The organism is Exiguobacterium undae DSM 14481, assembly GCF_000620805.1.
Classification (GTDB): domain Bacteria; phylum Bacillota; class Bacilli; order Exiguobacteriales; family Exiguobacteriaceae; genus Exiguobacterium_A; species Exiguobacterium_A undae.
In genome coordinates, this window is record NZ_KK211187.1 from 2,274,806 (window position 1) to 2,294,157 (window position 19,352).

Annotated in this window: 17 protein-coding genes; 7 read left to right on the forward strand and 10 right to left on the reverse strand. The window is 46.2% G+C overall.

Going from position 1 to position 19,352, the window contains the following annotated elements; translation table 11 throughout:
- The first annotated feature begins 144 nt into the window (after nucleotides 1-144).
- The 4 genes from P397_RS0112620 to P397_RS17645 all read left to right on the forward strand — a co-directional run bounded on the left by P397_RS0112620 (nucleotide 145) and on the right by P397_RS17645 (nucleotide 3,662).
- Nucleotides 145-498 carry a hypothetical protein gene (locus P397_RS0112620; protein WP_235183995.1) on the forward strand — a complete coding sequence of 118 codons (354 nt, stop codon included), beginning with the start codon at nucleotides 145-147 and terminating at the stop codon, nucleotides 496-498.
- 193 nt (nucleotides 499-691) lie between these two features.
- Complete coding sequence (gene ispG / locus P397_RS0112625; protein WP_026833607.1) at nucleotides 692-1,801, forward strand: flavodoxin-dependent (E)-4-hydroxy-3-methylbut-2-enyl-diphosphate synthase; 1,110 nt, start codon at nucleotides 692-694, stop codon at nucleotides 1,799-1,801.
- 99 nt (nucleotides 1,802-1,900) lie between these two features.
- The gene (locus P397_RS0112630) at nucleotides 1,901-2,470 is read left to right on the forward strand and encodes a 5' nucleotidase, NT5C type (protein WP_081776048.1); all 570 of its coding nucleotides are present in this window, start codon (nucleotides 1,901-1,903) and stop codon (nucleotides 2,468-2,470) included.
- A gap of 190 nt (nucleotides 2,471-2,660) precedes the next feature.
- Nucleotides 2,661-3,662, forward strand: a complete 1,002-nt coding sequence (locus P397_RS17645) for a GGDEF domain-containing protein (RefSeq protein ID WP_160168501.1) — start codon at nucleotides 2,661-2,663, stop codon at nucleotides 3,660-3,662.
- 13 nt (nucleotides 3,663-3,675) lie between these two features.
- On the opposite strand, the gene P397_RS0112640 is transcribed toward P397_RS17645, so the two are convergent.
- The 5 genes from P397_RS0112640 to P397_RS0112660 all read right to left on the reverse strand — a co-directional run bounded on the left by P397_RS0112640 (nucleotide 3,676) and on the right by P397_RS0112660 (nucleotide 9,244).
- The gene (locus tag P397_RS0112640; RefSeq protein ID WP_028106783.1) at nucleotides 3,676-5,520 is read right to left on the reverse strand and encodes a GGDEF domain-containing phosphodiesterase; all 1,845 of its coding nucleotides are present in this window, start codon (nucleotides 5,518-5,520) and stop codon (nucleotides 3,676-3,678) included.
- Between the two features lie 150 nt (nucleotides 5,521-5,670).
- Nucleotides 5,671-7,122, reverse strand: a complete 1,452-nt coding sequence (locus P397_RS0112645; protein ID WP_028106784.1) for a bifunctional ADP-dependent NAD(P)H-hydrate dehydratase/NAD(P)H-hydrate epimerase — start codon at nucleotides 7,120-7,122, stop codon at nucleotides 5,671-5,673.
- Between the two features lie 94 nt (nucleotides 7,123-7,216).
- Nucleotides 7,217-7,639, reverse strand: coding sequence for a Fur family transcriptional regulator (locus tag P397_RS0112650; RefSeq protein ID WP_026833612.1), 423 nt, complete (start codon nucleotides 7,637-7,639; stop codon nucleotides 7,217-7,219).
- The gene (locus tag P397_RS0112655) at nucleotides 7,611-8,480 is read right to left on the reverse strand and encodes a metal ABC transporter permease (protein WP_026833613.1); all 870 of its coding nucleotides are present in this window, start codon (nucleotides 8,478-8,480) and stop codon (nucleotides 7,611-7,613) included. The genes P397_RS0112650 and P397_RS0112655 overlap by 29 nt, the downstream gene beginning before the upstream one ends.
- A complete protein-coding gene (locus tag P397_RS0112660; protein WP_026833614.1) occupies nucleotides 8,477-9,244 on the reverse strand; it encodes a metal ABC transporter ATP-binding protein in 768 nt (255 codons plus the stop codon). Before P397_RS0112660 ends, P397_RS0112655 begins: the two co-directional genes overlap by 4 nt.
- A 222-nt stretch (nucleotides 9,245-9,466) precedes the next feature.
- On the opposite strand from P397_RS0112660, the gene P397_RS0112665 reads away from it, so the two are divergent.
- From P397_RS0112665 to P397_RS0112675, 3 genes are all read left to right on the forward strand, one after another.
- Complete coding sequence (locus P397_RS0112665; RefSeq protein ID WP_028106785.1) at nucleotides 9,467-11,011, forward strand: Ppx/GppA family phosphatase; 1,545 nt, start codon at nucleotides 9,467-9,469, stop codon at nucleotides 11,009-11,011.
- Nucleotides 11,008-13,167: an RNA degradosome polyphosphate kinase gene (locus P397_RS0112670; RefSeq protein WP_028106786.1), complete on the forward strand. Its 2,160-nt coding sequence runs from the start codon at nucleotides 11,008-11,010 to the stop codon at nucleotides 13,165-13,167. Before P397_RS0112665 ends, P397_RS0112670 begins: the two co-directional genes overlap by 4 nt.
- 75 nt (nucleotides 13,168-13,242) lie before the next feature.
- A complete protein-coding gene (locus tag P397_RS0112675; protein WP_035387657.1) occupies nucleotides 13,243-13,416 on the forward strand; it encodes a XapX domain-containing protein in 174 nt (57 codons plus the stop codon).
- A 126-nt stretch (nucleotides 13,417-13,542) separates the two neighbouring features.
- On the opposite strand, the gene P397_RS0112680 is transcribed toward P397_RS0112675, so the two are convergent.
- The 5 genes from P397_RS0112680 to P397_RS0112700 form a co-directional block, all read right to left on the reverse strand.
- Nucleotides 13,543-14,154 carry a hypothetical protein gene (locus tag P397_RS0112680; RefSeq protein ID WP_028106788.1) on the reverse strand — a complete coding sequence of 204 codons (612 nt, stop codon included), beginning with the start codon at nucleotides 14,152-14,154 and terminating at the stop codon, nucleotides 13,543-13,545.
- A gap of 20 nt (nucleotides 14,155-14,174) precedes the next feature.
- Nucleotides 14,175-15,074 carry a deoxyribonuclease IV gene (locus P397_RS0112685; RefSeq protein WP_028106789.1) on the reverse strand — a complete coding sequence of 300 codons (900 nt, stop codon included), beginning with the start codon at nucleotides 15,072-15,074 and terminating at the stop codon, nucleotides 14,175-14,177.
- Between the two features lie 143 nt (nucleotides 15,075-15,217).
- Nucleotides 15,218-16,570 (reverse strand): DEAD/DEAH box helicase, encoded by a 1,353-nt coding sequence (locus P397_RS0112690; RefSeq protein ID WP_026833619.1) that lies wholly within the window; start codon nucleotides 16,568-16,570, stop codon nucleotides 15,218-15,220.
- A 68-nt stretch (nucleotides 16,571-16,638) separates the two neighbouring features.
- Nucleotides 16,639-17,592: a sugar ABC transporter substrate-binding protein gene (locus P397_RS0112695; protein ID WP_028106790.1), complete on the reverse strand. Its 954-nt coding sequence runs from the start codon at nucleotides 17,590-17,592 to the stop codon at nucleotides 16,639-16,641.
- Nucleotides 17,589-19,352 carry a sensor histidine kinase gene (locus P397_RS0112700; RefSeq protein ID WP_028106791.1) on the reverse strand — a complete coding sequence of 588 codons (1,764 nt, stop codon included), beginning with the start codon at nucleotides 19,350-19,352 and terminating at the stop codon, nucleotides 17,589-17,591. Before P397_RS0112700 ends, P397_RS0112695 begins: the two co-directional genes overlap by 4 nt.

The following is a 19,352-nucleotide window of genomic DNA, read 5'->3' on the forward strand; positions in this document are numbered from 1 at the left end:
AAAACAGAAGAAAGAGTGATTATTATGCATTTTTTAAGTCAACTACTTAATTACTTACAAACAACCCTAATTCCAAATCGTCCTTTTTTGAAGACTCGCCTGGCAGATGTTTCCCTTTATTTTTGTGGATTGGCTTGGATTTCCTTGTGGACGACGGTAATCGACAGCCTGTTTCTCGAACAATCGATCCCGTTTATCATCTGGTTCATTCTCCATTTCATCTTTATTGCAATTGCCGTTTTGTTGTATCTGTTGTTCGTGTCTTACTTAAATCGCTGGTTCATTCAGTGGATCTTGCCAAAACCTTGGGCGTTTCGACAAGTGTTTCCTTATACCGTCGCAGCAAACATCTGGACGTTCCCGATCGGCGTCTTTATTTATCAACTCGGATACTCTTCGGTCGGCATCGCGATTCTATTAGCCGGACACCTGTCGTATTCACTGCTGCCACTTTTCCTGGCTCGTCGGAAAAAGAAGCCCGCTCGACGTTTCTCCTAAGAACCTTCGCATTCGAGTACTTTTTGAGCTTCAATGCCCGTCCAACGACGGATTGACTTTCATCTTTTCGTGTTAAACAATTGTAAATGTTCAATTTTCGTTCTTGTTTCTCGATTTTTAGGGAATAGTTCGATATGATAGAACAAGTAGTCATAAACAATCTGGCGTTATGCCACAAAAGGAGATTTTCGATATGCCGAAAATGGTCCATCGCTCTAAGACTCGTCCCGTTCGTGTTGGGGACCTTGTCATTGGTGGAAGTAATGAAGTCATCATTCAAAGTATGACGACAACAAAAACACACGACGTCGAAGCGACTGTCGCTGAAATTTTACGTCTAGAAGAAGCAGGATGCCAAATCGTCCGGGTTGCTTGTCCGGAAGAGCGTGATGCGCTTGCACTTGCTGAAATCAAAAGCCGGATCAACATTCCGCTTGTCGTTGATATTCACTTCAACTACAAACTTGCTCTGATGGCTATCGAAGCTGGTGTCGATAAAATCCGAATCAACCCGGGTAACATCGGACGCCGCGAAAAAGTCGAAGCAGTCGTAACGGCAGCCAAAGCAAAAAACATCCCAATCCGAATTGGTGTCAACGCCGGTTCGCTTGAGAAACACATCCTTGAAAAATACGGTTATCCGACAGCTCGCGGTATGGTCGAGAGTGCCCTTCACCATATCAAGATTCTTGAGGATCTCGATTTCCACGATATCATCGTTTCCTTAAAAGCCTCTGACGTTCAATTGGCGCTCGAAGCATATCAGTTAGCCTCTGAGTCATTCGACTATCCGCTTCACGTCGGAATCACGGAGTCTGGTCCTTTACGTACCGGTTCATTGAAGTCAGCCGCCGGTCTTGGAGCCATTCTTTCGCGTGGTATCGGAAACACGGTCCGTGTCTCTCTTTCTGCCGATCCGGTCGAAGAAGTCAAAGTCGCAAAAGAAGTCTTGAAATCATTTGGTCTCGCAGCAAATGCCGCGACATTGATTTCTTGCCCGACATGCGGACGTATTGAAATCGACTTAATGGCGATTGCCGCGGAAATCGAAGACTATATCGATAAAATTCAAGTTAACATCAAAGTTGCCGTTCTCGGTTGTGCCGTCAACGGTCCTGGTGAAGCGCGCGAAGCGGATATCGGAATTGCCGGCGCACGTAACGAAGGATTGTTGTTCCGTCACGGAGAAATCATCCGAAAAGTTCCAGAAGCAACGATGGTCGAAGAATTGAAAAAAGAAATCGATGCGATCGTTCTCGAAAAAGAAGCAGAAAAAGAAGCCGCAAAAGCCAGTCAAGCCTAATAAAAAAGAGTCCTCCTCGGGAGCGACTCTTTTTTTCGTTTCCGCTTTTCGACTATGTTATACTAGTGGCAGAAAATTTATAGAATGTTGGTGATGTAAGTGAAAATCGGAATTGATATTGATGGAACAATCACTCATCCTTCTTCGTGCTTTAATTATATGAACAAATATCTCGGGACATCGATTGATTTTGAGATGGCCTCTGAATACGAGCTTCATACCTATACGGACATGGAGCAAATCGAGTTTTGGGAATTCATGGTCAAGTCAGGTCATGAACTCGGTATCTATCGTGAATCAATCCCACAAGAACTCGTCAAACAGCATCTGTGGGCGTTACGTAAACAGTATGACCTTCACTATGTGACGGCGCGATCGGAAATCGTCCGCCCCGTGACGGAAGAATGGATCAAACAACATGAGTTGCCACTTGATTCGTTAATCATGACAGGCTCTCACGATAAAGTACAAGTCGTTCGTGATTTGTCGCTCGACCTCTTCATGGAAGACCGGCTTGAGAATGCGATTCAAATTGCGGAAGACACGTCGATTCCGGTCATCTTGTTTGATGCACCGTACAACCGGCGTCCGCTCCCTGAAAACATCGTTCGCGTCTCGTCTTGGGATGAAGCCGTTCAGACCATTCATAAGTTTGCACCAATCCGCTAAAACAGCCTCTATTGGCTGTTTTTTCTGTATGTTGCAGTTCGATTGTCGTACAATGGTGACAAGATTCCATATTATCTCATTTTCTACATAGTGTTAAACGTGAAAGGATTTTTTTATGCTATCGACCCTTAACATCTTTTTTCTGAATATCTGTATCATTTTTTTAGTGCTGTCCGTAACATTTTACCTGATGCGGAACCGGCTCCCCATCCAACGTGATTCCAAATTCTCGACCCGTTTTTACTTTGGTTTAGCCAACGGCATGACAGGCATCTTACTGATTCATAACTCGATTTCCCTCAATGGCGCTTATATTGACTTACGGTTATTGCCACTCGCCCTATCCGCTTTATACGGCGGACCAATCAGTATCGTCACGACGGGTCTTCTACTGATCGTCTACCGGATTATCCTCGACACAGGCGACTCGATGATTGCTTTGCAAAATTCCATCATTACGTTAGTCAGTTTCGTCGTCCTTGTTTTGCTCTGTACACGGTTCATCAAACAAAAGGCGGCTTTATTTACGGTCATCGTCACGATTGGCTCTCTGCTCGTTTTAGTCCGGATGTTGTCAAGTGAAGCAGAAAACAATGCGTGGCAATCGATTTATGTCCCGTACTTTTTGATTACGATTTTTGCTTCCCTTCTGTTTTATCGGTTGTCTGGTATGTTGCAGGAGCATTTTGTCCTGTACTCGTATCAATCCTACTTGGCTTCAACCGATCAATTGACACGACTTGCCAATCGCCATGTCATCATGGATAAAGTAGCGGTTCTTGAGCAGGACCAAGCGCCTTGGGGCGTCATCCTGTTTGATTTAGACTACTTCAAAGCCGTCAACGATCAATACGGCCATGCCGTCGGAGACGCCGTTTTACGCCACTTTTCTGTGTTGCTGACCCAAGAATGTCCGGACGACGTGACAGTCGGTCGATATGGCGGCGAGGAGTTCATCGCCATTCTTCCGAATACATTTAAAGTTTCTCCTGCTCAATTGGCACAACAGATTGTTTCGACTGTGACGAAGACTCCTTTCGTTATGCAGGATCATGCCCTGTCCATCACCGTCTCAGCCGGTGTTGCCTTTGCTCGACGCCAGTCTGCAAGCATCGTTTTTAAACAGGCCGATGCTGCCTTATATGAAGCGAAGAAGAATGGACGAAATCAATCCCATCTGTATTCAAACTAAAGCGGAAGTGACGTCAATCCGTCACTTCCGCTTGTTTCAGTTGCAGCAAGCAAATAATTTCTTCGAGGACAACAGGTTTTGCAAAAAAATAACCTTGGAATAAATGAATGCCGATATTTTTGGCAATCCGAACCTCTTCGTCCGTCTCGACACCCTCGACGATACATTCAACATGCATCGATTGACTGAGTTGGAAAATCGATTCTAAGATCGATTGCCGCTTTTCCGATTCTTCGACTTGTTCGATAAATTGTTTCGGGACTTTTAATTGACGAAGCGGCAAGAGCCGTTCGAGGACGTGATACGAAGCATGTCCTGTCCCGAAATCATCCAGCGAGACCGGGAAATCGAGGGTCTTGATGCGGCGTAATGCCCGTAGAATCGACTGGCTCTCAAAATCGAGCGCCTGACTTTCCGTGATCTCAATCTTAATTTGTTTTGGTTGCAAGGAATACTTTAGTAACATTCGTTCGATGAACGGCATGAATGAATCATGTGTCAGTTGGCGTGGCGAAACATTCACGGACAAACTGAAGTCATCTGGAACAAGGCCAATCAGCTGTTTCCTCGTTTTACAGCCCTCTTCAAAAATCCATTCCCCAAGACGAATGATCAAATCGCTTTTTTCGGCAATCGGAATGAAAACAGTCGGACGTCCTGCACCCGGGATCGGGCTGTTCCAACGTACAAGTGCTTCAAGGCCAATAAATCGGTCCTGATCGGAATCATACTGCAATTGATAAACAAGATAAAAATCGTGATTGATGTCCGCTTGCGATAACGCTTGCGCCGCTTCCACCCGAAGTGCCTGTTCGTCTCTCCACTGTTCATTCAGGCACATGACTTTTTCTGAATTCCGGACACTTTCCGGAAGGGCCGATGTAATCTGTTGAATCCGCTTCGTCATGCTGGACGGATGGACTGCCCCGTCATCGATGACGATATATAAATTGACATAAATCTGATGCCGGTCGACTTGGTAAGGAGCCGACATCTGTTGGCTGAGTCGTTCCATCTCTTCCTGACAAGACACGCCGGGAGGTTTTTCCATCACGACGACAAGCGTTCCACCCTCGACACGAACCATCCCTAAATGCGGCGGCAACAAGGTTTTCAGGCGTTCGATACAATCAAATAACACCCGTTCTTGAATCTCATCGCCGAAATAACGCGCCAACTCATAATAATTTTCAAGGTGAACGCCAACTAACAACAGTTGTTGATGATCCGGCTGGGCAAAACGTTCTTCCAGTCCACGCATATTCAGCAGTTGTGTTTGTAGATCATGACGGGCTGCGTCATGTAATTGATTGGCCAGCACTTGAAGACGATGGAGATGGCGAAGGTGAAGATGATTAATGATAAAGGCAATACAAATCGCAATCCCAATCATTCCAAGTCGGGCATAGTGATCGGTTGGATCAATTTCGACTGAAACCGTCTCCGATCGGAGCATGACATATCCATTGGTCGCAACGATGATGACGACGGCATACCACATCATGATCCGGTCATACGCAATCAAGGCAATCATTAAAAATAAAAAGCAACTGGCCCATACCGTAACCGCCGCGTACGGCAACAAACTAATGGACGTAACCGGAATGATCAGAAACATGACGGATAACAAATGCGATTGGTAACGGTTCGATAATCGACTGCGGCTGATTAAAAAGGTCATCAGACCAATGAGCACCAGTACGCTGACAATCGTTGATCGATTTAAGTACGCATTTTGAATCGTTTCATCCGTCGTGATCCAAAAAATAAGTGCTCCTGCACTCATCAAAAAAAAGGCAAAGTTGCCAATCCACCGTTGCTGATTCTGAACGATTTTATCCACTGTCTTGATGGGCATCGGTCTCCTCCTTTCTGAATTGGATAATTGTCTTAACTTTTCGACATCACTTCATGATACTCCTGTCCTCCCATTCCTAGCAATTATTTCCTAAAAAAAGACATGCCCCCTTCGCTTGTTCAAAGGAAACATGTCTGTTCATTTTTTACACTAGTTAATACGATCATCGTTTTCGACTTGACCCAGTTGTTCAATGACGTCCGTCGCGGTGATGCTGCTCGGATGAATGCGTTGTTCTACGTGTTTGGACGCTTGCGCATACCAAGATACCCCCATGGCAATCAATCGTTCAAGCGGTATCTGTTTGTAGTGTTTACGTTGCCCGAGCAAACTTGTAATCAGACCGAACAACGTATCGCCACTGCCGCCTTTTGCCAATCCGCTTGACGCCCCGGCAACCACATAACCGCCGCCGTCTGGTTTGGCGATTAGGATCACATGCGCTTTTAAAACGACCGTCACTTGATGCAACATCGCATAATCACTTGCCTGTTCAAATAAATCGTCTTGGACGGTCTGAACGGATTGATTCGTCATCCGTGCAAATTCACCGATGTGCGGCGTGACGACAATTGCCGCTTTCCGTTCCGGATAACGATCCCGGATCAATGCGCCCGCATCCAGGACGACCGGGATGTCTTGGTCAAACAAAAGATCCAGCCAGTCCGAGACGGAGTCCGAAGCTAAACCGGGTCCGATTCCAGCGACATCCACTTCTGTAATCATCTCTTGAATTGCTTCTGTCGTCTGATCGAGGACCATCGCTTCCGGAGCATTGACAATCAATCCGACTTGCGCCGTCGGAACCGTTGCGACCTGAAGTTTCCCGACACCGGTCCGAAGAGCAGCACGTGCCGCCAGTTGAATCGAACCCGGCATGTGTTCGCTACCACCAATCAACAACGCCGTGCCGTATGTCCCTTTATGACCGTACGCGTCACGGGTCAGCAACGGCGCAATCGACTCGGAAAACAACTGCCATCCGCCAAAGGCCGGTAAGCCTAAATCAATCTTCTCCAATCGCCCAAAAAACGGAGCGGTCTTCAGCAAGAAAGCAGACCGTTTAAAGGCATGAAGCGAAAACGTCACATCTGCTTTTATTCCCTGACCGGAAAATCCGGTGGAATGATCGGTCGGAATGCCACTCGGAATGTCAACGGCATACAGTATTGCCCGTTGTTGTTGCTCACGCACCCAATCAAACAAATCGGTCAGCGGTTTCGTCAGGCGGGATTGATCAAACCCCGTCCCAAACAAAGCATCGACCATCACATCGTATTGGCCGCACACTGCCTCTGTCGCCAGACCAAATTTTTCGGCATACCGTTGATGCAGCAAGGCAATCGGTGTTTTCGCCGCTCCGAACGGCGCATGAATCGTGACATCATAGCCGTCGCGTATCAGTTCACGGCCAATCACATAGCCGTCTCCCCCATTATTACCCGTCCCACAGAGGATTACGATCCGTTCTTTCCTGTCGTGGTTGTTCATGACACGTTTAGCGATTTCACTCCCCGCCCGTTCCATCAACACTTCGAGCGGCAAGCCGGAAGTCTTTGCCCACTCATCGATCTGTCTTGCCTCCTGTGCCTCATAAATCATCTCCATCACCTCTGTTCGTATTATTCCCCTTTTAACTGGTTTCAAGCAAAAAAAGCCCTTTGAACGACCAAAGGACTTTCCAACATCACCTTATTTATTTTTGACAGGCTGCACAACGGCCGTAGATTTCAAATTTATGATCTTCGACTTCGAAGCCCGAATCTTTAATCGGAGCCACCCATTGCATCGGACAGGCGTCCAATGTTTCTGTTTTTCCACATGTCCGGCAAATCAGATGGTGGTGATGATGTCCCGATTGACACGCTGCCCGGTACTTCATTTCTCCATCCAATTCCGTTGTCTCTAAAATCTCGATTTCCGCAAAATCGTTTAAGTTCCGGTAAATCGTATCGTAGCTGAGTGACGGGTGTGACAACCGCAATTCCTCGGCCACTTCCCGTGCACTGACATACCGGTTGGCTTCAAACAGATATGCCAACAAATCCAGACGTTTTGGCGTCATCTTAAATCCGGACGCCTTCATCCGGTCACGCGCTTGTTCGATGTTTTTTTTCATGCGTTTTTCCTCCCATCCAAAACCGCTCGATGATCATAACGACAATCAGTTCCATCACCGCCAACATGACAATCATGCCGCCTGGTGCCAAATCAAACTGATATGCAAGAATCAAACCGGCAATCGTCGCCACTTCTCCAAAAACGATCGCATAAAAGATCGTCGCTTTAAAACTTTTGGCAAACCGAAGAGCTGCCGCTACAGGCAACGTAATCAGACTTGAAACGAGTAAGATACCGACGACACGCATGCTGATCGCAATGACCAGAGCGACGACGATCATGAATAAAATATGGACCAGACGCAAACGAATCCCGGAAACTCGGGCTTGTTCCTCGTCAAACGATAAAAAGAGCAACTCTTTATAAAACGCGATGACAAATAAAATGACGACGCCTGTCACGATGAAGATCGTATAGACATCCGTCAGCGTCACCGCTGAGACTGTCCCAAACAAAAACGATACGAGATCCATCGAAAAACCGTTTGCCAGACTGATGAAAATCGCTCCGAGACCCATTCCCGTCGCCATGATGATCGGAATCGCCAGTTCTTGAAAATGTTTATATTTTGCCCGAAGCCAGTCAATCGTCAATGCCGCGATGACCGACGTCACGATTCCAAGATAAAGGGGATTCAAGTCCGCAAGACTCGCGACCATCCCTGAAATCAACAGGCTAAGTGCTATCCCAGCCAGCGTGACGTGTGATAAGGCATCCGCAATCAAACTCATTCGGCGGACGACGACAAATGAACCGATCAAAGGCGCTGTAAATCCAATCAATACTGCGGCCACAAGCGCATACTGCAAAAACTTCAATGTCATGAATGCTTCAATCACTGGACAACCTCCCCTTGGTGGACGAGGACACGTCCCGGGACAGGATACAACGAACGAATCGTCTGTTCATCGAGTTCCCAATATTCCTTGATGCCGCAGTTACAACCGAGTCGTCCGTCAACCAAATGAATCACATCCGTCACGAGCTTACTGACGAAGTGAATATCATGTGTCACAAGGACGAAGGTCCTTTTCTTGTCACGCCGTAGTTCTTCGAGAATTTCATAAAATTCCTTCACATACCGCTGGTCCACCCCGACCGTCGGCTCATCCAGAATCATCAAATCCGGATCATTGACGAGTGCACGTGCGATGAAGACACGTTGTTGCTGTCCACCGGATAAATCACCGACCTTTGAATCCCGGCGATCCCACATGCCGACGGTTTCAAGAGCGGTCTTGACCTTTTGCCGATCCTGCTTCGTCACACGGCGAAACAGTCCCTTTTTCGCATACAGTCCCATCTCGACGACTTCTGCGACCGTCACCGGAAATCCGGAGTTAAACGATGCTGCTTTTTGGGAAACATAGCTGATCCGCCACCAGTCACTGAATGCAGCTTGATCCTGCCCGAACAGTCGAATCGTCCCCTTCGGTTTGAGTAAACCAAGCATACATTTGATCAACGTCGATTTTCCGGATCCATTTTCTCCGACAATCGCCAGGAACTGACCTTGCTGGACCTCAAAGCTCACTTCATTTAAAACACGTCGATCCGGATAGTCATATGTCAGTTGTTTAATTTCGATAATTGGTTCAGTCATATCTAATCTCTCCTTCCGTCTCGTTTTAAAACGGAATAATTACGCCTTATCAACTGTCTTATTATAGCGCCCGCTCTATTCCGGTGCAACTGATGTAACTTTTTTGTGAAGGTACGGTTTTTGAAGGATGCACAAGGTACAATAAAAGGATACAAGCTGTCGTTTCCAGAACCGTCAATTCGGGAAAAGATGGACTGAGAAGTGAAAGGAGTCGGATTTCTTTTGAAAAACGAATTAGCAGTCATCGATATCGGATCCAACTCGATCCGGTACGTCATTTTCCACCCTATCGACTCCGGTCGCTATATTGAAAAAATTAATGTAAAAGTCGTCGCTCGGCTGTCCGCTCATATCGACGGAAATGGAGCACTCGATACGGTCGGTATTCGGCTGTTATGTGAAACGTTACGACGGTTTTATGAAATCGGCGTAACCCACCATGTCGAAGAAACGATTTGTGTCGCAACCGCTGCGATTCGGAATGCGAGTAACCGTCAGGAAATCATCCATGCCGTGGAACAAGAAACACCCTTTACGATGCGTGTTCTCTCGGACGAACAGGAAGCCTATTACGGCTATTTCGCCATCATCAATTCCACCTTCTTGACAGACGGATATTCCGTCGATATCGGCGGTGGTTCGATGGAAGTGACCTTAATCGAAAACCGGGAAATGGTCGCTTACCACAGCTTCCCGTTTGGTGCCGTCACACTGACACGACAATTCCAGTCCGGCGAAACGATGACTTCCGGTGAGCAAAAAAAGCTGACCAAATTTTTGCGGGAGCAGTTCGACGAAATTCCATGGCTCAAAAATAAAAAGCTGCCGTTGATCGGTGTCGGCGGTTCGGCACGGAACTTCGTCCGGATTCATCAGTCGACCCTTGATTATCCGCTTCATGGGATTCATCAATATCAAGTCCGGTCAAAGGAATTAGGAAAATTGATTGACGAATTAGCCGATAAAGCGCCCAAACATCTGTTAAAAGTCGAAGGACTCTCAAAAGACCGGGTCGATATCTTTTTACCTGCTTTGATTGCGATTCATGAACTGGCAGTACATATTGAGGCGGATCAGTTCGTGATGAGTAATTATGGATTACGCGAAGGACTTGTTTATGAATACGATTTACATGATCAGAACCAACGCCGCATCGAAAATGTCCGGGAGGAAAGTCTGTATCAGCTCGAGAGTGACTATAAAGTCAATCGTGACCGGACGAATTACCTCGGGACAATCGCCAAATCGATTTACCGTCAGCTGATTACGCTCGATATCATCCCAGAACGGGCTGCAGACCTTCGTCTTCTTGATTCAGCCAGCCGCCTGCTCTACTGCGGTCAGTATATCAATCCGGATACACGGTCGAATCAGACATTTTATCTGTTGACGAATACAGACTTGAAAGGCATGACGCATAAAGACCGTCTGGCGTTGGCACTTGTCAGTTCCTACTCTTCTTCAAAACGGATGCAACAACTTTTGAAACCTTTCAAGGATTGGTTTACGGACAAATCAATCGAACGGTTTGATTTGCTCGGTTCTATTCTCAAACTGACTGATGCACTTGATGTGACGGAACGCCGTGCGGTGGACAGCGTTGAACTCGAATTGACAAAAGATCAAAAAGGTATTCGGATCATTCTCGACACTGGAGATCATGATTACGGATTTGAAGTCGAAAAAGCGGAAAAACAAAAAAAGCACCTCGAACGTGTCATTGATCGTTCGATTCTTCTGGAAAATAAAGGAGGTACCCTTACATGAAGATTGATTCCCCTGAACATTTTAATAATCGAGAAATCAGTTGGTTACAATTCAACGAACGTGTACTGGGCGAAGTAATCGATACACGAAATCCACTAATGGAACGGTTTAAGTTTTTAGGCATCTTCAGCTCGAACCTGGATGAGTTTTATATGGTCCGCGTCGGCGGACTCAAGGATGAGGTGTTAGCCGGATTCAATAAACCGGAAAATAAGCAACACTTGACGCCGAAACAGCAGCTCCGTGCCATTGCCACCAAGACAAAAGAGTTGGTCGAACAACAGTACGAAGCTTTTAAAGAAGTGACGCAGGCTTTAAAGAAGGAAGGGATTTCCTTTTTAAAGCATGAAGAATTAAATGAGATGCAGGCAGAATACGTCAAAGCATTTTTCAGGGATCAGGTTTTTCCGGTTTTGACACCGGTTGCCGTCGATGCGTACCGCCCCTTCCCGATGCTGTCGTCCAAATCACTGAATATCGCCACTGCTCTTGAAGCGGATGATGGATCCAAACGAAATCTTGCACTTGTCCAAGTTCCGGCCGTTCTTCCACGCTTCGTAGATTTACCGGTCGAGGACGAGGAAACGACGGCCGTCATCTTACTCGAAGATGTGATCATTTCTTTTATTGATTCGTTGTTTAAAGGATACCGTGTCTTGTCCGCCATGCCGTTTCGGATTACAAGAAATGCAGACTTACCGTTTCATGAGGAAGGGACACATGATTTATTAAAACTGATCGAAAAAGAATTGAAGAAACGCCGTTGGGGTGTCGGCATTCGTCTTGAAATTCAGAAAAATGCCATCAACACGAACCTGCTCAACATGTTGCGGGACGTCCTTGATCTACAGGACCGGGATATCTATGCCGTTGATGGTCCAATCGATTTGACGTTTGCCTTTGCGTTTTACAGTCAGATTGGTGTCGAGTACGATCATTTGATTTATCAGACAATCATGCCGGTCGAACCGCCGGCACTGGAAAAATCGAAAAACCTGTTTGATCAGATTCTGCAACAGGATTATTTGTTGCATCATCCGTACCATACGTTTGATCCGGTCGTCCGGTTAATCGTTCAAGCCGCCAATGATCCCAATGTCCTCGCCATTAAACAGACACTGTACCGTGTCTCGGGTGATTCTCCGATCATCAAAGCACTGAAAACGGCTGCTGAGAATGGAAAGCAGGTCACTGTTCTCGTCGAATTGAAGGCGCGTTTTGATGAAGCGAAAAATATCGAGTGGGCCAAACAATTAGAAAAAGTCGGCGCCCATGTCATTTACGGTTACAGCGATTTGAAAACGCACTCGAAGATCACATTGATCGTCCGCCTACAGGAAGGTCGGATTCAACGGTTTGTCCATCTTGGGACCGGTAACTACAACGATTCCACCGCGAAACTGTATACGGATATCGGACTGTTGACGGCACGTGAACAGATTGCTGAAGACGCTACGAATTTCTTTAACTGGTTATCCGGCTACGGTGAACAACCACAATGGAACGCGCTTCATACGTCTCCGAACTCGATGCTCGAGAAATTTTTGTCCTTGATTGACGACGAAATCAAGTACCATAAAAAACACGGCAATGGTCGAATTGTAGCGAAAATGAACAGCTTGACGGAAAAAGACATCATCTTAAAACTGTATCAGGCTTCACGTGCCGGCGTCCGGATTGAACTGATTGTGCGCGGCGTCTGTTGTCTTCGTCCACAGGTGAAGGGTGTTTCTGAAAATATCCGTGTCACCTCTGTCGTCGACCGTTACCTCGAACATTCACGCATCTTCTATTTCCATCATAACGGCGATGAGCTGATTTACTGTTCGAGCGCGGACTGGATGACCCGTAATATGCGCAAACGAATCGAGATTCTCTTCCCGATCATCGATGAAGATCAGAAAAACTACATCAAGGATTGTTTGGCTTTGACGCTGGCCGACAACGTCAAAGCTCGGGAACAAGATGAAAACGGAGACTACCATTACGTCTCTAAAGGAAAACAAGCTTGTGAATCACAAATATTAATCCAGCATTATACAAACGGAAAATTAAAGGCAAAACCTTCATTTGATCTTCCACTTGATCAAAAATGGATTCCGATGGAACGGCCGGAAGAAAAGATTACATTTGATTCGACCGCTTCCAAAAAATAATCGTTGTTTAACGTCAGACATCTTCATATAATCAATGTGTAAGCGTTTTTTTATATGAAGAAAGGACTGGGCCTCATGTTACAACAAATCTTATTATCACTGTTAGCCGGTGTCATCTGTGGTGTCGTCTTTACTGCTCTTAAGTTACCGATCCCTGCCCCGCCTGTTTTTCCGGCCATCGTCGGGATTTTCGGTGTTTTCCTCGGGATGAAAGTATTTTTATTCGTCGCGGACCGTTGGCCGTTTTAATCATTAAACATCGACTTGTCCCACATAAAAAGCGTTTTTCTTCTCTCATCGGAGAAGAAAAACGCTTTTTAACTGTTCCTTTAATTTTTCAAAAAACTTGATCTTCCCTCTCATCTGATCCGTCTTTCAATCATCCGAGGCCGCCGCAATATCTTGGATTTCCTGATACGCTTGATGCGCCAGACGGTGACAGGTAGGACAAAGCGTCTTAAAGTGTCCGTTATCCTCGTGCCATTCCAAAACCGATTGTCGTGTACTTCCGCATGCTTCGCATGACGCCAGGAGTGGCGCCAAATGATTCCGTTCCCGAAACCGCTCAATCCGCCGTTTTTTAGCTTCCTCGACGGTCGACACATCTGTTTCGAAATGACCTGCTTGCCAGGCTTCCAGCAACCATTGCCTTGTTTTCGGATCCGTCTGGCCCGGCTTGATGTTCAAAGCAGGAAATCCGGATCCGAGTAACGGATGACGTAAATCAACACTAATCAAATCCAAACAAGCATATGTGCGTTCTTGTTCGTCTGCCTCCACCAGCCAATGTGGATCAGCAGGACGCGTCGTGTATTCACTAAATAACACTTCCGCATATGCAACGATACCGTCTGCAGTCGCTAAAAAAACATCTTCTCCTTCTGCCAACTCCGCCGGTAAGTAAAAGGGTTCTTTTGTTTCGTAGTACGCAACGACTGCTTGACGTAAAGCAAACTCAGATTCTTCGACGATTAGTAGATGACACACGCGACAGACACCTCTTCCGTTTAGATGGATGTACCAATCAGTGGTAGACGCCACTCGGCATCAAATTTCCCCGAGCGTAACATCATGATCTCTTCTTTGTAGGGTGCGACTTTCTTTTTTGGATCCAGACCGATATACGGCGTTTCAAGGATTTTAGGCAGGTGTGCCAAATCCCGGTGATGGACGATGAGATGTAATGGATCAAATCCAATCTCACCAAAACCAATGTTTTCGTGACGGTCTTTTTTGGCACCTCGCACGTTTTTAGAATCATTGACATGAATGACACCTAACCGATCGATCCCGACGATTCGATCAAATCGTTCAAGAACACCATCTAGGTCATGAATCAAATCGTATCCGGCGTCATGGACGTGACATGTATCCAGGCAGACGGACAGACGATCATTATGCGTCACACCCGCAATGATTTCCGCAATCTCTTCAAATGTTTTTCCGATTTCCGATCCTTTCCCGGCCATCGTCTCGAGAGCAATCTTCACCTGTTCGTCTCCAGTCAAGACTTCATTGAGACCCTCGATGATTCGCTTGATTCCGACCTCTTCGCCGGCACCAACGTGGGCTCCTGGATGAAGAACGATATGTTTCGCTTTTTCAAGCGCCTCTGCCCGACGGATTTCTTCTGCCAAAAACGATACTGCCAACTCAAATGTTTCCGGTTTTGTCGTATTCCCTAAATTGATGATGTAAGGGGCATGCACCACGATTTCTTCAATTCCGTTTGCTTCCATGTGTAACAAAGCTTCCGGAATCCGTAAATCAGAAATCGGTTTTCGTCTTGTATTTTGAGGAGCACCTGTATAAACCATCATGGTTGTTGCTCCATAGGACGCTGCTTCTTCACTTGCACCAAGCAACATCTTTTTCCCTGAAAGTGACACATGTGAACCGATTTTCATTGTAAATTCCACCCTTCTTCTGTTCTTAGTGTACCAAATGCCGAAAAAAACAAGAACCTTTAGCCACCTAAAAAAAACAAAGCCCACGATGTTCTCGTGAACTTTGCTGAAACGAATCATCCTCAACACACGTTGCGGATGAATTATTTTGATTTACTTGCGTTGGCTTTACGTTCGGCGCGACCGATTCCGCGTTGTTCTTTAATGCGTTCACGTTTCGCCGTTTCTTTTAATTTGTATTGGTGTTTCTTTTTATAACCTGGTTTAACACGTTTTTTGGCTTTTGCTGCTTCCCCAGATAAACGGCTGTGTGCTGTTTTTGAAACAGCGGTCTTCATGTGTGGTTTCGCACGGCGACGTTCTTTCACTTCGCTGACTTGACCACTCTTGACATCAACGTTCGTAAATTCGATACCACGGTCTTCCAGACGGTTGATCGAACCATTCTCATGATCTTCGAACAATGTGTACGCCAAGCCATCTTGGTCAACACGACCGGTCCGACCGACACGGTGGACATAGAAGTCAAGATCTTTTGGAATACCATGGTTGATGACGTGTGAGACGCCTGAGATATCAATTCCGCGTGCCGCAAGATCCGTTACGATGACATATTGGTATTTCGCTTCGTTGATTTCTTTGATGGCTTGTTTCCGACGACGGGCCGGCAGGTCACCGTGAAGTGAACCGACGTTGAGTCCCGCTTCCAAGAAGAGAGCTTCAAGTTCGATTGCTTCTGTTTTCGTATTCGTGAAGACGAGACAGATATACGGGTTAAGAGCTTTCGCCAGTTTTAACGCCAAATCTGAACGATCCCGGTGTTTGACAGGAACTGTGTGATGGACGATTTTCTTAGCTGTCTGCTGTTTCGGATCCACATGGGCATACCGTGGATTGTTCATATACTTTTTCAAGAAGGGTTGCAGTTTTTCTGGAATCGTCGCAGAGAAGACCATCATCTGTAACTTCTCCGGTAATGCTTGGGCAATCCGGTCGACTTCCGGTAAGAATCCCATATCAAGCATCTGATCCGCTTCATCGATGACGTAATGTTTTACGAAGTGTGGTTTCAACGCTTGTTCTTTAAACAGATCCAAGATCCGTCCCGGTGTGCCGATGACGATCTGCGGCGAAACTTTGACACGTCCGATTTGACGCTCGCGGTCCATACCACCTGTAATCAGACTCGTCTTGATATAGTCCGGTTGTTTGACGAGGATCGACTTTAACTCTTCGTGAATCTGCCAAGCCAGTTCACGTGTCGGAGCAACGATGATTGCTTGCATCTCTTGTGATTCCGGGTTGATGTTTTGAACGATCGGCAGGAGGAACGATAACGTTTTTCCTGTTCCGGTTTGTGATTGTCCGATGATATCCCGCCCTTTGAGCGCTGCCGGAATGATCCGGGATTGAATATCGGTTGGTTTTTTAATACGTGCGTCTTCGAGTGCTTCGACGACGAACGGGTGCAAATCGAAATGGGTAAATCCATTCATATTTGTCACCATCCTTTCTCTTTCTTTAACAATTAAAGGCGAATCGTCCGCCTTCACCATCTATTTCTTCAGTTCAACATGGGTATTGGTCTACTACCGTCATACAAATATGAATACGTATAGAAACGATCGGGAATTTTTTTGTTTTTCGTATGAAGCTTCAACGCGCTGAAGGCAACTTTCATCATCTCTTCAGCGGACTGGACGACTGTCGCGTCCATCGATTTCATGTCAACAGCTTCTAATATAGCACGATTCCCGTCAATGCCGACAACTATTTTTCCGGAAATCCCTGCTTTTTTCAATGCTTCGAGTACACCCATCGCAATATCGTCATTGTGACAGTAGACCGCATCAAACTCGATTCCGGATTCAATCAATTGACGCATGACACGCTCGGATGTGACCGGATCGTAGTTTCCACTGGCTGAATTCACGATGGACAACCCCGGTTCACTTTTGATTCCTTCCAAGAACCCGCGGTGGCGTTCATTGGTCGTATAGACATTCGCCGTCCCTGTGATTTCAATGATTTTTCCCGTCGATTGACCGGTTCGCTTAATGAATTCGTTTTTCATATAAGACGCCAATTGTTCACCGATCATTTGATTGTTGGATGTAATCGAACTGACGACGGCATCCGACCGAATCATCCGGTCAATGGCAAACACCGGGATGCCTGCTCTTTTGGCTTCTTCGATTGCACTGCCGATATAGACATCGTCTAACGTCGTAACGAAAATTGCATCCACCTGTAGTTCGATGAACTCGAGGATTTGTTCCCGTTCACTAATCCGTGAATTTTGTGACGTCGCTACGACCGCCTCATATTTATTCGCTTTTGCTTCCGCTTTGAAAGCGTTGATGAGACGCTGCGCAAACTCATGTTTATCGTTGACGATTGTAAAACCGACGACATCTCGTTTTGGACTCGCTTCTTTTTGGACAAACATGTTCGAGATCAGCAAGACGGACGAGATCCAAATGATTAACACGAGCAACCAGGATTTATTGAATCTCATTCCTGTGCCTCCCGTCTCGGGAAGAACAGTTGAACGGTCGTCCCGACGCCGACTTTACTGTCGACCTCGAGTCTTCCATTATGTTGCCAGACGATTTGACTCGACATGAACAGACCAAGACCGTTTCCGTTGATTTTTGAGGTCTTGAACGCTTGACCGATTTGACTAATTTGCTCGGCATCCATTCCTACTCCGTTATCTTGGATGATGAAGACGAATTGATCCGGATACACGTGGAGATGAACATGACAAATTCCGTCCGGTCCTTTGGATTCAACGGCTTCGAGTGCATTCCCGATACAGTTCGACAGGACTTGCAACAATCCGTTTTCAGAAGCATACAGCGTCGGCATGTGAGCCGGTGTATAGATTTTACAATCCGCTTCATACGGATGTGATTTCGACTCAAGAATGAACGTCAGTTTCTCCATCATTTTTTTGACGTCGACTTGCCCCATCACTAGTGACGCATTGTCGTTTTTCGACAAATCAAGCATCGTCTGAATTAATTGATTGGCCCGGTCTAATTCTGATAACGCGATGTGCATCATGTCCGGATTATTTTGTTTGTCCTCTGATAAAAGCTGCAACGCCATCTTGACCGGTGTCAACGGATTTCGAATTTCGTGGGCAATGCCGGCTGCCAGTTGTCCGAGCGATGCCAACTTCTCTTGGTGTAAAATGACTTGCTGCTGGCTCAACTGTTCGACCCGGGCGTTCTCCATCCGCTGTGCGTACTCATTATAGGCGGAGACAAGTGTCTTGACTTCATTCGAACCGGAACGTTCCAGCGTAATCGGTTGTGGTGTCGTACTTTTCTCAATCTTTTGTACTAACTCAAGTAACGGTGCCGTCAATTGACGTGACATCAAATAGCCGACAATCAGGCTCAAGACGAGGGTCAACGCGGCGATGACCAAATATTGCTGACGCGTCGTATAGACGGGTTCATAAAATACGCTTCGCGGCGTCCGAACCAACACTTTCCAGTCGGTTACCTTTAAATCCTGTGCAAAGTAGTACATGTCTTTATTTGTACTAAAAATTTCGTTTGGCTTTGTACTTCGGAAGGCACGATCGACGACACTTTGGCTCAACAGCCGTTCTTGATCGGTCACAAGATTTCTTGAAGTGGCAAGCGGCTCGCCTTGGCTGTTAAAGAGATAGGCCATCGTATCATCATCAAACGATTCCAGAGAATTACGGAAGACCACCGAATTCATCAAACTCAGTCCGCCACCAAACACGCCGACACGTTCATTGCCGTTTCGAACGGATACGAACATATACGTCAGGTAATCACTTTCCAACGGATAACGTTTACTCATATGAAAATCCGTACTCGTCAATGCTTGAAGGAACGAATCGTCTTCCCGGATTGCACCATCCTTTATTCGTCGGTCTTCACTCGAGAACCAGGTGATTTTGTCGGTTTTACGATCATAGTAAAAGAAACTTTTAAATCCGGTATCGATATCCAGTAAGTTGCTGTCCCGGATCGCCTGTTCAAGATTGTTCATGTTGGTGACATTTAATTGAAGACCCATGATTTTCTCATGCAGGTTTCCCACACTGTCACGCAGGGCATTGCTCGAGACCTCAACACTTTTTTCACTCTGCTTTTCTGTCTGTTGTTCTACCCGTGAAATCGTTACCCGATCCGCCGTGAAGGCCAGTGCTGAGATGACAAGACAAATAAGAATGAATAATACAGCCGTGATTTGGAAAAAATAGGACCGCATCATCTTTTTCGTCTCCAT